Raw genomic sequence first — 15,250 nt, 5'->3', positions numbered from 1 at the left:
TTATTTAATTTCTTTCGTTTCAGCTAATTCTTTATACCAATATGCGCTTTTCTTAGGATAGCGTTCTTGAGTTTCAAAGTCGACATAGAATAAACCGTATCGTTTTTCATAACCATTTGACCAAGAGAATACATCCATTAATGACCAAATAAAGTAACCTTTAACATTGGCACCATCTTTAATAGCGTCAGCAATCACATTTAAATGCTGTTTAACATAATCGATACGTGCATCATCATGAACTGTTTTTTCAGATTCTATAAACTCATCTTTATATCCCAAACCATTTTCAGTGATATAAATTTTGTGATAGTTAGGATAATCTTTAACAACTCGCATAATTTGATCGTATAAACCTTGAGGATAAATCATCCAATCCCAGTCTGTACGAGGTACGTCTACATCAAACTCACGTTGCCCTACACCTTTAAGTTGGTATTTAGATCCACCCTTATCACCTGTCGCATTATGCGTAATTTCAGAGTCACCGTCATACCCTCTCATCCAATCACTCATGTAGTAATTGATGCCTAAGAAATCGTTTAAATCTTTGGCTGCATCTAAAATTGCATAATCTTCATCTGTAATATTTAATTTACCGCCATTAACAGACAAAATATGTTGCACACCTTCCATCGTTTCACGAGAATACTTACCTAAGTATGTTGCATCTAAAATAAATTTGTTATGAATAATATCTTCTAATTCTGCCGCGCGAACGTCTTCCGGATTTGATGGGTCGAAAGGATATTTTGTTGGTAATGCGTGTACTACCCCAATTTCTCCTTGATATCCGCCATCTTTAAATAATTTTACTGCTCTAGCATGAGCTACCATCATATTGTGGTGTGATTGGAATACTTTTTCAAAATCATATTTAATACCTGGAGGGAATTTACCTACTAAATATTGGCCATCACCAATTGGTCCAATTTCATTGAATGTAGTCCAATATTTTACTTCTGGGAATTCTTTAAAACAAAACTCAGCATAATCTACGAAGTAATCAATCGTTTTACGATTTAGAAAATCACCATCTTTATGTAACACTTCAGGCGTGTCAAAATGATGCAATGTTACAAATGGTTCAACATGACGTTTATGACACTCTGCAAATAATTTATGGTAATACTCAACACCTTTAGGGTTCACTTCGCCATATCCATTTGGGAAGATACGAGACCATGCAATTGAAATACGGATTCCATTAACACTAAATTTTTCACTTAATTCTAAATCCACCGGATATCTGTTATAAAAATCACTCGCTGGTTCTGCAGTGTACCAATAGTTTTCTTCTAAATACGTATCCCATGCTACACGACCTTTACCATCCGTATTTGTCGCACCTTCTGCTTGATATGCTGCTGTTGCTCCACCAAAAATAAAATCTTCAGGTAATGTTTTAGTCATATGAAAAACTCCTATTCTTAATTTTCAAATTGTTTTTGAACGAAATCAAGGGCTGCTTGGCCATCTCGTGTCAATTTGATATATTCAGCACCTTGAGTCTTCGCTAATTTAATACCTAATTTATCTGTATCTTGCTTAATATCTTCATAGTTAGACGCAACTTGTGGCGCTAAAATGATTAATTGGTACTCTTTCATAATGTCCATATGTGCGCCATATCCGCCAGCGGCCGCTTTCACTGGCACATGATACTCTTCAGCTGCTTTATTAAGTGCGTTGGCTAATAATCCACTTGTACCACCACCGGCACAAAGTACTAAGACATTTGTTTGTTCTGTGATATTTGAAACTTTAGCTGCATCATCTGATACACCACTTGCCGCTAAAATTGAATCAGCTTTTTTCGTATCGAAGTTTGCTGCAACTTTTTCTTTTAAATCTGAATTACTTTCTTTACGTCCTTCTTCTTCATCAAGAATTTCACTGTCATAAACTTTTAGGAACGGATAGTAAATAATAATATCTACAACAATTAAAGTAATCGCTAATACGAATGACCATAAACCAAATCCAGTACCCATGATAATGCCGAGCGGACCTGGTGTTGTCCATGGTAAGTTCACACTAAAGCTGTTCATTCCTAACACTTCAACGAAAAGTTTAAATATCCATACGTTCACAATTGGCGCTAATACAAACGGAATAAAGAACACTGGATTCAATACTAGTGGTGCACCGAATAAAATCGGCTCGTTTACACCAAAGAATGTTGGTACAACAGATGCACGTCCAATCGCTTTGTTTCGTTTAGATTTCGTCATCCACATAAACATGAACGGCACGACCAGTGTTGCACCCGTACCACCGAATGTAACGATGAACATTTGTGTACCTGAAGTAATAATATTATCTGCATGTTCACCAGCTTGAAGTAACTTGAAGTTCGCTTCAATATTCGCATATGTAATTGCTGCAATTGCTGGCTCTACAATTGACGGACCATGAATACCTACAAACCAGAATAATGCAAAGGCACCAAAGATAATTGTGACACCAATCCAACCATCTGCTGCTGTAAATAATGGTTCGAATAATTTTAAAATACCTTCCGCTACATTCGCTTTAAAGCTGTTGCGAATAATTAAATCTAATGCATAAAGAATAATGATTACCGCTGAAAATGGAATTAAGTCCTTAAATACTTGTGAAATATTCGGCGGTACCTCTTTCGGCATTTTAATTGTAATGTTGCGCTTCACACAGAAGTTATAAACAATAACAGTTACAAATGCTGATAAGAATGCTGTTAGTAAACCTTTTGTTCCCATAAATGCACTTAAGAATCCACCATCTTTGGCTGGATCAGAAGCTAAGAACAAGAATCCACACATTGCTGCTATCATCGTAGAAATAAAGTTAATCTGATTCGTACTTTCAAGCTTACGATTGTATGAATCTGTTAAAGATTTTGCTGTTGTTCCTGCTACTAATAATGCTACAAGTCCCATTGTATAGTTATATGGTTTCATTAAAATAGCTTCCATACCTTTATCCCATTTAAAACCAAATATATTTGGTACGTATGCAATTAATAGAAAGATACTTGAGAATAAGATGACTGGCATTGCAGAAATAAAACCGTCACGAATGGCTCTTAAATATATGTTACGTGATAATTTTTCGAAAAATGGCTTCCCTTTTTCAATTTGCGCGATTAATTTTTGCATCAATGCCATCACCCTCTTTTATAAAATTCTAATAAGTGTTTCATTAAATCCTTCAATAAAATAGTGGTCATTAAATGATCTTGACCATGCATCATCGTTACGCTGTATGCTATATCATCACCTTGTGCTTCTTTAGCTAACAAGCTTGTTTGTGCTCTATGCGCTTCCGCAATACAATTGTTTCCTTCTTCAACCAGAGCATCTGCTTTTGCAAAATCTCCAGTTTGAGCTGCTGTTAATGCTTCTAAAAACTTAGAACGTGCATCCCCTGCAAATGCAACTATTTCAAAACCTAATAATTGGACTTCTTCTCTATTCATAGCATGAATCCCCTTTTATACTTATTTTCTTTGTTTCCAAGATGCCGCAGTGTCTTTTAATACTTTATTTAAGTCATCAATATTTTTGAAGCCAGTTGTACGTAACCATTCACGTGCAGCATCTTCACCTTGTTCAATGTATACTTGAACAGCGCCAGACCATGTAGCACGGCCACAAAGTACACCATTGAATTTAGCACCAGCTTCGTGTGCAAATTTTAAAGTTTCTTGGAATAATTCTGCAGAAACACCAGCACTTAAGTAAATATATGGTAAATGAGTTGCTGCATCTTGATCTTTAAAGTGTTGTGCCGCTTCCTCTTTTGTATAAACCACTTCACCTTCAGTAAATCCCTCAACATAATTCATGTTTACTGGCACTTCAACTTTCAATACATCAACGTTAAAGCGTGGTTCTGAGAATAATTTCATTGCTTCGTTAACCTTTCTAGGCTTAACTTTTGCGAATTCAACACTACCGTTATCAGGAATATTGTCATCATAAGTTAATACTTCCAAGAAGAAAGGAATGTCTTCAGCAACACATTCTGAACCGATTCTTTCAATGTATGCTTTCTTTTGAATATTGATTTCTTCAGCATCATCAACATCATAGTAAAGTAAGAATTTAACAGCATTTGCACCTTGTTCTTTTAAACGTTTTGCAGACCACTCTACTAAACAGTCAGGCAAACGACCTTTAGCATTTACGTCATATCCAGTTTTTTCATAAGCAAGTAATAATCCACAATCTTTGTTACGTGCATCTGAAGCTGGTAAACCATATTCAGGATCTAATAAAATTGAAGATGCATATTGTGTTAATTCTTCCGCAACTAATACTTTTAATTGTTCAATTTGAGCTACAGTTGGCTCTTCAGTTTGATGTTTTGCCATCATGCGTTTTAAAGCACCACGTTGGTCAAATGCTAATGCAGAAATGATACCTTCGTTGTTACTTAATTGTTCAATTGATGCGATTTTTTGATTGGATTTTGACATTTTTTACACCTCTAAAACTTCAATTTGATTGAATAAATCATCATAATTATTTAAATTGACATAACCTGTTTGTGCTTCTTGCGCATTCAACATGCCTAAAGTATTGGCTTTTTTTAGTAAATCGTGGTCGTTTTCATGATTAAGAATTGCTGAAGTAATTCCAGCAACCGTAGAATCACCTGAACCAACCGGGTTTAATACACTTATTTTCGGAATATTCACTCTATAGAATGTATGATTGTGCTTAGCGAACGCACCTTGTGCACCTAAAGACACAATAATCCACTCAATCCCTTCGAATAAGGGTTGTGACAGTGCCTGTTTCAAACTTTCTATACTTTCATCAAGTGGCTTGTTAAGTAACTGATATAGTTCAGAAATGTTTGGTTTAATGACTGTTGGTTTGTATGGATTTTCCAAAACTGTTTGCAAGGTTGCACCCGAGCAGTCTAATATCACAGGCACACCTTTGTTTTGGCATCGTTCAATGATTTGTGCATAATAATCTTGATTTAATCCTTTAGGTAAGCTACCTGAAATAGCAACTGCTTCAACTTTTTCTAGTAATTGTTCAAAATGTTTAATAAATCCTGCAGCCTCTTGATTATCAATCTCCGGTCCCTGCTCTAAAATTTCTGTTTGTTGCCCTTCATGTAACATTGCAATGCAGTTTCGTGTTTCACCCTTAATGTTATAAAATGCATGCTTGATGCTGTCTTGATCTAATTTTTTAGCAATAAATTGACCTAATTCGCCGCCAATGAAACCACTCGCAAGGACTGGCTCACCTACTTGCGCAAGTACTCTTGTTACATTTAAACCTTTACCACCAGCTGTTTTACTCACTTCTTGAACACGATTAACATCATCTAATTTCAATGTTGTTAATGGGTATGAAATATCAACGGATGGATTTAATGTTAAAGTTAAAATCATATGTGTCGTCCCTTAATCGTGGTATTCGCCTCTGTCCCATTTTTCTAAAAATTCATCAAAGAAATGTGGGTCAGCTTGGTCTGCACTGCTTGTTTCTAAATGTTTAATTTTAGCGATTAATTTTTTATTCTCTTCAGTTGGTTTGTATTCAGCATTAATAAATGCATCGATAATATCGCACATTAATAACTCACCAATAATACGTCCACCAAAGCCAATAACGTTTGCATTTAATTCTTCTTTAGCGTAAAGCGCTGATGTCATATCACGTACTAGTGCTGAGCGAATACCAGGCACTTTATTTACAGCATTGTTAATACCAACACCTGTGCCACAAATACAAACACCTAAGTCTGCGTTACCGCTAACAACTTGTTCTCCAACTTTTTTACCGAAAATTGGATAGTGTGTTCTTGTGAAATCGTAAGTTCCTACATCAATGACTTCATGTCCTTTTGATTTTAAAAATTCAGATACACGCATTTTTGTATCTGTAACAATATGGTCGCATCCTAATGCAATCTTCATAGTAATTTTTCCTCCTTAGCACATTTTATTAAGCATATCTACACGGATTTGGTGTCTACCACCATCGTATTTACCTTCAACAAAACCTTTAACGACATTTTTCGCTAATGTGTCTCCAACAATTTCAGATCCCATTGTGATCATTCTTGAATTGTTATGGCCTCTAGTCATATATCCAGAGCGTTCATCTGATACTTCAGCAGCAATCATGCCTTTGATTTTTGTAGCAACCATAAAGCTACCTGCACCAAATGCATCGATAACAATACCTAAGTTACCTTCTTGACTTTGAACATCTTTTGCTACTGCCAAAGTTGCATCAACAAAGTCAACTTCCTGTCCTTCTGTTACGTCAACAACGTCATATTTATTGTCTAATAAATATGATTTGATGACTTCTTTTAATCGTTTGCCAGCTTCATCTGAACCAATAATAATCGCCATAATAAGACTCCTTTTTACTTTAATTTTGAAATACCTTTCTTAAAATATGACATGTTTATTTGTAGGTTATGAAAATCTTGAGAAAAGGCTTTCAATTTGATTACGTTTAAATTATAAACATAAATAAACAAGAAATCAACATTATATGTTTGCATTTTGTTTGTTTATGACATATTTTCAAACAATAAGTGAACATTTATATTAGGTAGTTGTTTTAATTAGGTGTTTGTCTGAAATTGTTGTAAGACTTTGTCGGGGTTCCCGTTTACATAAATTTGCATAAAAAATAGCCCATAAATGAATGCAAATTCACATTCACTTATGAGCATATAAACACATATTTTAACAATGCAGTTATATTTTTAATTTAGTCGACTATTTCAATATATGTTTTAATCGTTTCTATTTTTTCTTCATCTTCATAGTCCATGACCACTGCAGTCAATTCGTTTAACTGACAAAATGATGTAAAATCTTCTTTGCCAACTTTCGTATGATCAATTAGCAAGTATTTTTCAATTGAATTACTTAGTGCCAATTGTTGCGTATAGGCTTCATCTAACGTAGATGTCATCACAGCACCTTTATTTACTGCATTACTACTAAAGAACATCTTGCTAAATCTTAATTTTTCTAACATGGCATTCGCCATTTCACCTACAAATGCTTCTGTAATATGGCGCATTTCACCACCAATTAAATAGACACGAAAATGTGATGTTTGTTTTTCCAACAAAATTTTATACACCGGCAAACAATTCGTAATAATTGTGAGCGTATGATGATTGACTTCTTCTGCTAATAGTTCCACTGTTGTTCCCGGTCCGAAAAACAAAGTATCCCCATCTTCAATTAATGATGCAGCTTTTCTAGCTATAAATCGTTTTTCTGCAATTTGACGGGTATGTTTTTCTTTATGCGATATTTCTTTATACTGAAATGTTGAATTACTGCGTGCACCACCATGAATCTTCGTTAAAATCCCTTTATTTTCCAATTCAATTAAATCTCTTCGAACTGTCATATCAGACACATTTAAACCTTCGACGATTTCATTCGTTCTTATCGTGCCCTTTTTATTCACTAGTTTAGCAATTTCGTCCAAACGTTCATGTTTATTCAATGTAAAATTGCCTCCTTTATTTAGGCGATTGCGCATTACCTTTTATGTTTAGACATCCATTTTAATATACATGCTTATTCTATAATAAAAATTGCGTAAAAACTAATATAATTTAACTGTTCGATTATATGTATAATTCATTTTTAAAAAGAACTGTTTAAACTGCGCCTTTGATAAATAGAAAATTGATGTATTATAATAAAAGCAAAAGACGTTATAAATCATTCATTATTTTGATGAGGTGTTTAATTTGGAAAATGATTTAGTGACATTAAAACATATTATAGATAGTTCGAATCGTATCACATTTTTTACAGGTGCTGGTGTATCTGTTGCAAGCGGTGTTCCAGATTTTCGATCAATGGGTGGCTTATTTGATGAAATTTCAAAAGATGGGCTTTCGCCAGAATACTTGTTAAGCCGTGATTATTTAGAAGATGATCCTGAAGGTTTTATCAATTTTTGCCATAAGCGATTGTTATTTGTCGATACAAAACCCAACATCGTACATGATTGGATTGCAAAATTAGAACATAATCAACAATCATTAGGTGTCATCACGCAAAATATCGATGGTTTGCACTCAGACGCTGGAAGTCAACATGTTGATGAATTACATGGTACATTAAATCGATTTTATTGTAATGCATGTCATAAATCATATTCAAAACAAGAGGTTATCGATAGAACGTTGAAACATTGTGATAATTGTGGTAGTGCCATACGACCGGACATCGTATTATACGGTGAAATGTTAGATCAACCTATCATCATACGGGCATTAAATAAAATTGAAGATGCTGACACACTTGTTGTACTAGGTTCGTCACTCGTTGTGCAACCTGCCGCAGGATTAATATCAAATTTTAAAGGCGACAATTTAATTATTATCAATAAAGACCGAACACCTTATGATAGCGACGCTACTTTGGTTATACATGACGACATGGTTTCCGTTGTAAAATCATTAATGACAAAGTAATCAATATGTAAAAAGCATTTCCCGAGTAGTACGGAAAATGCTTTTTATTTTGGCAGTATGTGTTTATTTTTGGAATTTGGAATTCGAAGTTTGCGTTCGGAATTCGATTTTCGGAATACGGCGTTCGAAGTTCCGAATTAAAATGAGCATCAAATTTTAATTCTTGTGTGTAGAATGACTTGGTTTATTGCATTTTCATTTGATGCGTTGTGATATAATTACATCTTTCAGTTGATGAAAATGGTTCATTTAAACTTAAAACATACCTATAAATCTTAATCTTCCAAATTATTTTATTGTTTGCTTTTATTGCGATTTTTCTTACTAAAGATATTCGTTTCATCAATTGATTTTTTATTACTAAAGTACACTGTCAAAATGATTGCCATACCTGCGAAAATTGGCAATTTATGATATTCAAATGGTACAAAGTACATCGTTGTAAGCATGATGATACCTGTAATTAAAGTAATAATGACGAAATGTTTATATTTCATATTGTTATCCCCTATACTATATATTGTACTTTTATTATATACTTGATTTTATAAAATTATCAATACTATAATTATTATTTTAGTCAAGTTATTGTGTAATACAAAAATTAACAATAACTTATTTACTTGCTCTCCTACTTTTTAAAAGCTATGAAAAAACCTGAAACAAAGATTTTAACATCCAAGTTTCAGGTTAACTTAATTCATTTTATTTACTCTATTATGCTAATTTTAAACACCTAATTGTCTACCAGAAAGTGACTTAATCATTTCGGGATCAGCATGTGAGAAAAATTGACTATTACTTTCGTCTAATGTCGCAATTTGTTGTTTATCTTCTTCTGTAAGTTCAAAATCAAATATATCTAAGTTTTGAGCCATACGTTCTGGATTCACTGATTTTGCGAGTACAACGACGTCACGTTCTACTAACCAACGTAAAATTACTTGTGCAATTGATTTATTATATTTATCTGCAATGGCCTGCAACAATTGATTTTGGAATAATTGGTTTTTACCTTTTGCAAATGGTGCTCAAGCTTCTACCACAACATTTTCTTGTTGAAGTGCCGCAACTTGTTCTTCTTGTTGATGGAATGGATTAATTTCTATTTGGTTCACTTGTGGTTGAATTTGATTGTGAATACCTAAATCTACAATTCGATCAACGCCGAAGTTAGATACACCGATTGCTTTAATTTTACCATTTTCTTTTAACTCTTCTAATGCACGCCATGAGCCATATACATCATTATAAGGTTGGTGAATAAGCACTAGATCAAGATAGTTCAAATTTAATCGTTGTAATGATCGTTCGATTGATTTGATAGTATCTTCATAGTTAACATTTTCAATCCATACTTTAGTCGTAATGAATAGTTCACTTCTATCAATACCTGAAGCTTCAATACCTTGACCTACTTCAGTTTCATTTAAATAACTTTGTGCTGTATCAATATGTCTATAACCCGCTTTAATTGCTTCTTTAACCGCTTCTGCTGTTTTTTCTTGAGGAATTTGAAATACTCCGAAACCTAATACTGGTATCTTTACATCTTTACTTATTTCAATATGATTCATAAAATGAACCTCCTTTATCTTGTAAGCCCACTATAAACCATGGAGCGAACTCTATATCAAGCAATAGGTTTACATTCTCTCCCAAAGACGTTCAACATTAGCATCATGATTATCACTAGCATTGATTTTAGCAATATGATTATCATAATTATCAATTTTATATTGTAGTAAATCTCTCGCATCATGAATTGTCTTTAAATTTTCATTTAATTCTTCAAGTTGCTTATTTAAAATTTGCTTTTGCTGTGCTTGAATATTTTCATTTTTAGGAAGCTGCGCTAATCTACAAAATTTGATAAGCGATTCAATACTGACGCCTGCATTTCGCAAATTTTTCACTAAATAAATCCAGTTTAAATCACTATCATTGTATATTCTATATCCATTTTTATCTCGATTAACAGGTGGAATCACACCAACCTTTTCATAATATCTTAAAGTGTCTTGAGATATATTCATGAGCGCTACGACTTCTTTAGTTTTCATTGGGACTATCCTTTCAATTATGTTGGTGGCATCTTAAGTAATGTTGCTTTATATATTGCCATCCTCATTTGAATACTTCTTATTTTATTACTCAAATTGAAATTTGTCTCTTTTTTAACATTTTACATTTCATCGTTTTTAATTACTTTTAAAATTGTATAACTTAAAAATTTAAAATGTTATAATTACTAAGATTAGTAATATTTAATTTTTTCAAAATTATTTTCGTTGCAATTTTTGGATGATGCGAAAATTTCGGTGCGATTGATTGTCTATATTTATCAACATTCTTTGTAGGTTGTTTGAGAGTAAACAGTCATTTGTATGCGTTAACGAATTTTGAAAAATTGAATCATTATTTAATCATACTATTCATTGCGCACGCGCAACACAAAAAGGAGACATGTCAATGACATATAAAATGAAGAAATGGCAAAAATTATCCACCATAACATTATTAATGGCCGGTATGATTACTTTGAATGATGGTGAATTCAGAAGTGTTGATAAACATCAAATCGCTGTAGCTGATACGAATGCTCAAACGCCAGATTATGAAAAGTTGAGGAACACATGGCTTGACGTTAACTACGGTTATGATAAATATGATGAGAGTAATGAAGATATGAAGAAGAAGTTTGTTGCTACGGAGAATGAGGCTGAGAAATTACTCAAGGAAATGAAAACTGAAAGTGATAGGAAATACTTGTGGTTAGGAGCGGAAAACCTTGAAACTAATTCATCTCATATGACAAAAACCTATCGTAATATTGAGAAAATCGCAGAAGCGATGAAGCATAAAAATACTAAATTGAATACTCAGGATAATAAAAACAAAGTAAAAGATGCACTTGAGTGGCTGCATAAAAATGCCTATGGCAAAGAGCCAGATAAAAAAGTTGCTGATTTAAAAACAAATTTCTCAAAATCAGCACCTCAAAAGAATACCAATTTAAATTGGTGGGATTATGAAATTGGAACACCTAAATCATTAACAAATACACTAATATTACTGAATGGTGATATTTCAAATGATGAAAAGAAAAAATACACTGCCCCTATTAAAACTTTCGCCCCAGATAGTGACAAAATATTATCTTCTGTAGGAAAAGCTGAACCTGCTAAAGGAGGAAATTTAGTAGACATTTCTATGGTAAAACTTTTAGAAAGTATTATCGAAAAAGATGCAACTATGATGAAAAATTCAATAGATTCTTTTAATAAAGTGTTTACTTATGTTCAAGATTCTGCCACTGGTAAAGAACGTAATGGATTTTATAAAGATGGCTCATATATCGATCATCAAGACGTCCCATACACTGGTGCTTATGGCGTTGTACTCTTAGAGGGTATTTCTCAAATTTTGCCGTTGATAAAAGAAACACCTTTTAAAGAAAATAACCAAAATGATACTATTTTAAAATCATGGATTGATGACGGATTTATGCCACTCATTTATAAAGGTGAAATGATGGATTTATCACGAGGTAGAGCTATCAGTCGTGAAAATGAAACGAGTCACTCAGCATCTGCAACTGTAATGAAATCATTGTTGAGATTAAGTGATGCCATGGACACTACTACTTCTGAAAGATATAAGCAAATCGTTAAAACTTCTGTTAATTCTGATTCAAGTTATAAACAAACCGATTATTTAAATTCATATTCGGACATAGATAAAATGAAGTCTTTAATGTCAGACAATACTATTTCTACTAACGGTTTAACACAGCAACTTAAAATATATAATGACATGGATCGTGTCACCTATCATAACAAAGACTTAGACTTTGCATTTGGCTTAAGTATGACGTCGAAAAACGTCGCACGTTACGAAAGTATCAATAATGAAAACCTAAAAGGCTGGCATACTGGTGCTGGAATGTCTTATTTATACAATAGCGATGTGAAACATTACCGTGATAAGTTCTGGGCCACAGCCGATATGAAACGATTAGCAGGTACTACAACTTTAGAAAATGAGGAACCTAAAGAAAATAAGAACTCCGATAAAACTTTTGTAGGCGGAACAAAATTCGATGACCAACATGCAAGTATCGGAATGGATTTTGAAAATCAGGACAAAACTTTAACTGCCAAAAAATCATATTTCATATTAAACGATAAAATTGTCTTCTTAGGAACTGGCATTAAAAGAACTGATTCATCAAAGAATCCAGTGACAACTGTTGAAAATCGCAAAGCGAATGGGTATACGTTATATACAGACGATAAACAAACAACAGCTTCCGATAATCAGGAAACCAATTCAGTCTTTTTAGAGTCAACCAATAAACCTAAAAACAATATAGGCTATCATTTTTTAAACAAATCGAAAATAACTGTAAAAAAAGAAAGTCATACTGGTAAGTGGAGCGATATAAATAAAAGTCAAAAGTCAGATGACAAAAAAGATGAGTATTATGAAGTAACTCAAAAGCATTCTAATACAGATGATAAATATGGATATGTGTTGTATCCTGGAATAACAAAAGATAATTTTAAATCCAAAGCAAGCCAAGTAACTGTCGTTAAACAAGATGATGACTTCCATGTTGTGAAAGATAATGAATCGGTTTGGGCTGGTGTCAACTATAGTAATAGCACTCAAACTTTTGACATTAATGGTACTAAAGTCGAAGTTAAAGCCAAAGGAATGTTTATTCTTAAAAAGAAAGATGATAACACTTATGAATGTAGCTTCTATAATCCCGAATCTACAAATTCCGCTTCAGATATTGAATCTAAAATTTCAATGACTGGATACTCTATTACAAACAAAAATGCATCGACTTCTAATGAATCCGGCGTACACTTTGAATTAACTAAATAAGCAAGAAAATCTCGGCACTGTAACATTTTTATAGTGTCGAGATTTTTTAGACAATTTTAAATCCCACTGTTTTTAGCTTAATTATTATTAATAAATTTTTAACGTTCAAATCACAATATAGATGTTAATAAATTTATAACATTTAATATAAATTTAATAATTTAAGAATAACTATTGTTTTATAATAAAAATGCATTAATTTTAATTATATTAAAAAAACATAAAAGGAGTTATAGCTATGAAAAAAACTTTATTACTTCTCGCTTTTTTATTAATATTAGTTGCTAACAATCAAGTATCTAAAGCAGAAAACAAGACAGATAATAGATCGCTCGTAACTGATATTTTCAACACTAAGAATAGTTTGAATACCGCAAAATATGAAGGTAATGATAAACATCACTGCACCGCAATTATGATTACAAAAGATGTCGGTTTGACTTCTTCACATTGTAAAGATGGTGGCTTTGAAGAAGGATACATAGGGACAATATATCCTGGTCATTCAGGTCTAGCAACTTTAGCAGGGAGTGCAAGTGTATCTACATTTAACCCCTATAGTGATCTCGATATAGCATTAATAAAGACTTCTGATCAAACTGATGAATATTCACATTATTTAAAAAATATAAATGTAAGTATTAAAAGTGTAGATTTTTCCAAATTAAAAGGTAAAGAATTATATTCAATAGGTTACCCTATTGATAAAAGTGGTTACAAACAGTATAAAACTGAGGGTACTGTTATAGAAACATTTAATGATAAAGCACTTCGTACAACACTACAAAGCACTCCTGGACAATCAGGATCTGGTGTGTTTTTAAAAGAAAACGATCAATTAATCGGCGTTATTTCAGAAGGGAGTTTGGATGGTAGTTTAGTCGTGCCAATTAATAGCCAAATTGCAGATTGGATTGACAGAGTAAGACGTTAATAAAAAACGTAAAATTAAATACTAACAAAATAGGAGATGAGTTTGAAAATGAAAAATACAATTATAAAATTTTTGTCGACATTTATCGTGCTTTCAAGCATTAGTTTAATAGATACATCTTTTTCCTCTAAATATAATAAAATCTCAATAGCTGCCGAGGCTAAAAATTTTACAGACTTAGTTGAAGCTACAAAATGGGGAAACTCATTAATAAAGTCAGCCAAGTATTCTTCTAAAGATAAGATGGCTATTTATAATTATACAAAAAATAGTTCACCCATAAATACTCCTCTAAGATCAGCAAATGGTGACGTGAACAAATTACCCGAAAACATTCAAGAGCAGATTAGACAATTAGACTCAACGATATCTAAATCTGTAACACCAGATTCAGTCTATGTATATAGATTATTAAATTTAGACTACTTATCAAGTATAACTGGCTTTACGCGAGAAGATTTACATATGCTACAACAAACTAACAATGGTCAATATGATGAAGCACTTGTGTCAAAACTAAATAATCTTATGAATAGTAGAATTTATAGAGAAAATGGCTACTCTAGTACTCAACTAGTTAGTGGTGCAGCTGTAGCAGGTAGACCAATTGAATTAAAATTAGAATTACCTAAAGGGACTAAAGCAGCATATATTGATTCTAAAGAGTTAACAGCATACCCAGGTCAACAAGAAGTTCTTTTACCTAGAGGAACTGAGTATGCTGTGGGGAGTGTTAAGCTTTCTGATAATAAAAAGAAGATAATTATAACTGCAGTAGTTTTTAAAAAATAAGAAAACATAAATAATATATATCCTAACAAATATACTTTAAAATATTATATTTGTTAGGATTTTTCTCTTGTTAAATGTAAAATGTCATCTACACAAGTACTTACACCTAATTCTTTTAATAAGTGTATTAAATTTTCTTTTTGGGCTTATCAT

General features: G+C 32.7%; 15 protein-coding genes and 1 pseudogene. 5 read left to right on the top strand and 11 right to left on the bottom strand.

The window, feature by feature from the left end; translation table 11 throughout:
• The 8 genes from lacG to CD116_RS04180 all read right to left on the bottom strand — a co-directional run bounded on the left by lacG (position 1) and on the right by CD116_RS04180 (position 7,493).
• Positions 1 to 1,413 carry a 6-phospho-beta-galactosidase gene (lacG, locus tag CD116_RS04215; protein ID WP_047551545.1) on the bottom strand — a complete coding sequence of 471 codons (1,413 nt, stop codon included), beginning with the start codon at positions 1,411 to 1,413 and terminating at the stop codon, positions 1 to 3.
• Between the two features lie 17 nt (positions 1,414 to 1,430).
• Complete coding sequence (locus CD116_RS04210; RefSeq protein ID WP_078101799.1) at positions 1,431 to 3,143, bottom strand: lactose-specific PTS transporter subunit EIIC; 1,713 nt, start codon at positions 3,141 to 3,143, stop codon at positions 1,431 to 1,433.
• Positions 3,144 to 3,148: 5 nt separating this feature from the next.
• Positions 3,149 to 3,460, bottom strand: coding sequence for a PTS lactose/cellobiose transporter subunit IIA (locus tag CD116_RS04205; protein WP_047551542.1), 312 nt, complete (start codon positions 3,458 to 3,460; stop codon positions 3,149 to 3,151).
• A gap of 21 nt (positions 3,461 to 3,481) precedes the next feature.
• Entirely contained in the window at positions 3,482 to 4,462 is a 981-nt protein-coding gene (lacD, locus tag CD116_RS04200) for a tagatose-bisphosphate aldolase (RefSeq protein WP_047551539.1), read from the bottom strand.
• Between the two features lie 3 nt (positions 4,463 to 4,465).
• A complete protein-coding gene (lacC, locus tag CD116_RS04195) occupies positions 4,466 to 5,398 on the bottom strand; it encodes a tagatose-6-phosphate kinase (RefSeq protein ID WP_047551536.1) in 933 nt (310 codons plus the stop codon).
• Between the two features lie 12 nt (positions 5,399 to 5,410).
• Positions 5,411 to 5,926 carry a galactose-6-phosphate isomerase subunit LacB gene (gene lacB, locus CD116_RS04190; protein ID WP_047551533.1) on the bottom strand — a complete coding sequence of 172 codons (516 nt, stop codon included), beginning with the start codon at positions 5,924 to 5,926 and terminating at the stop codon, positions 5,411 to 5,413.
• A gap of 15 nt (positions 5,927 to 5,941) precedes the next feature.
• Positions 5,942 to 6,370, bottom strand: a complete 429-nt coding sequence (gene lacA, locus CD116_RS04185; protein ID WP_000974608.1) for a galactose-6-phosphate isomerase subunit LacA — start codon at positions 6,368 to 6,370, stop codon at positions 5,942 to 5,944.
• Between the two features lie 367 nt (positions 6,371 to 6,737).
• Positions 6,738 to 7,493: a DeoR/GlpR family DNA-binding transcription regulator gene (locus CD116_RS04180; protein WP_047551530.1), complete on the bottom strand. Its 756-nt coding sequence runs from the start codon at positions 7,491 to 7,493 to the stop codon at positions 6,738 to 6,740.
• Between the two features lie 241 nt (positions 7,494 to 7,734).
• Between CD116_RS04180 and CD116_RS04175 the strand changes: the two genes are divergently transcribed.
• Positions 7,735 to 8,475, top strand: coding sequence for an NAD-dependent protein deacylase (locus tag CD116_RS04175; protein WP_078101795.1), 741 nt, complete (start codon positions 7,735 to 7,737; stop codon positions 8,473 to 8,475).
• Between the two features lie 293 nt (positions 8,476 to 8,768).
• On the opposite strand, the gene CD116_RS04170 is transcribed toward CD116_RS04175, so the two are convergent.
• The 3 genes and pseudogenes from CD116_RS04170 to CD116_RS04160 all read right to left on the bottom strand — a co-directional run bounded on the left by CD116_RS04170 (position 8,769) and on the right by CD116_RS04160 (position 10,538).
• Entirely contained in the window at positions 8,769 to 8,972 is a 204-nt protein-coding gene (locus CD116_RS04170; RefSeq protein WP_047426055.1) for a hypothetical protein, read from the bottom strand.
• 231 nt (positions 8,973 to 9,203) lie between these two features.
• Positions 9,204 to 10,052, bottom strand: a pseudogene (locus tag CD116_RS04165) (aldo/keto reductase).
• Positions 10,053 to 10,121: 69 nt separating this feature from the next.
• Positions 10,122 to 10,538: a MerR family transcriptional regulator gene (locus CD116_RS04160; protein WP_047551524.1), complete on the bottom strand. Its 417-nt coding sequence runs from the start codon at positions 10,536 to 10,538 to the stop codon at positions 10,122 to 10,124.
• Positions 10,539 to 10,801: 263 nt separating this feature from the next.
• Between CD116_RS04160 and CD116_RS04155 the strand changes: the two genes are divergently transcribed.
• The 4 genes from CD116_RS04155 (at position 10,802) to ednB (ending at position 15,097) form a co-directional block, all read left to right on the top strand.
• Complete coding sequence (locus CD116_RS04155) at positions 10,802 to 10,951, top strand: hypothetical protein (protein WP_047551521.1); 150 nt, start codon at positions 10,802 to 10,804, stop codon at positions 10,949 to 10,951.
• Positions 10,948 to 13,371, top strand: coding sequence for a polysaccharide lyase 8 family protein (locus CD116_RS04150; protein WP_047551518.1), 2,424 nt, complete (start codon positions 10,948 to 10,950; stop codon positions 13,369 to 13,371). Before CD116_RS04155 ends, CD116_RS04150 begins: the two co-directional genes overlap by 4 nt.
• A gap of 238 nt (positions 13,372 to 13,609) precedes the next feature.
• Entirely contained in the window at positions 13,610 to 14,305 is a 696-nt protein-coding gene (locus tag CD116_RS04145; protein WP_047449639.1) for a trypsin-like serine peptidase, read from the top strand.
• Between the two features lie 36 nt (positions 14,306 to 14,341).
• Positions 14,342 to 15,097 (top strand): epidermal cell differentiation inhibitor EdnB, encoded by a 756-nt coding sequence (gene ednB, locus CD116_RS04140; protein WP_047551514.1) that lies wholly within the window; start codon positions 14,342 to 14,344, stop codon positions 15,095 to 15,097.
• The last annotated feature ends 153 nt before the right edge of the window (positions 15,098 to 15,250 follow it).

This window comes from Staphylococcus schweitzeri (genome assembly GCF_002902405.1).
GTDB classification, from domain to species: Bacteria; Bacillota; Bacilli; order Staphylococcales; family Staphylococcaceae; genus Staphylococcus; species Staphylococcus schweitzeri.
This window is presented reverse-complemented; position numbering and strand designations above follow the sequence as displayed.

Excerpts from the sequence above, each read along its gene's own strand:
- lacG (WP_047551545.1), bottom strand. The coding sequence starts at position 1,413 with ATGACTAAAACATTACCTGAAGATTTTATTTTTGGTGGAGCAACAGCA.
- CD116_RS04205 (WP_047551542.1), bottom strand. The coding sequence starts at position 3,460 with ATGAATAGAGAAGAAGTCCAATTATTAGGTTTTGAAATAGTTGCATTT.
- lacD (WP_047551539.1), bottom strand. The coding sequence starts at position 4,462 with ATGTCAAAATCCAATCAAAAAATCGCATCAATTGAACAATTAAGTAAC.
- lacC (WP_047551536.1), bottom strand. The coding sequence starts at position 5,398 with ATGATTTTAACTTTAACATTAAATCCATCCGTTGATATTTCATACCCA.
- lacB (WP_047551533.1), bottom strand. The coding sequence starts at position 5,926 with ATGAAGATTGCATTAGGATGCGACCATATTGTTACAGATACAAAAATG.
- lacA (WP_000974608.1), bottom strand. The coding sequence starts at position 6,370 with ATGGCGATTATTATTGGTTCAGATGAAGCTGGCAAACGATTAAAAGAA.
- CD116_RS04170 (WP_047426055.1), bottom strand. The coding sequence starts at position 8,972 with ATGAAATATAAACATTTCGTCATTATTACTTTAATTACAGGTATCATC.
- CD116_RS04160 (WP_047551524.1), bottom strand. The coding sequence starts at position 10,538 with ATGAAAACTAAAGAAGTCGTAGCGCTCATGAATATATCTCAAGACACT.
- CD116_RS04150 (WP_047551518.1), top strand. The coding sequence starts at position 10,948 with ATGACATATAAAATGAAGAAATGGCAAAAATTATCCACCATAACATTA.
- CD116_RS04145 (WP_047449639.1), top strand. The coding sequence starts at position 13,610 with ATGAAAAAAACTTTATTACTTCTCGCTTTTTTATTAATATTAGTTGCT.
- ednB (WP_047551514.1), top strand. The coding sequence starts at position 14,342 with ATGAGTTTGAAAATGAAAAATACAATTATAAAATTTTTGTCGACATTT.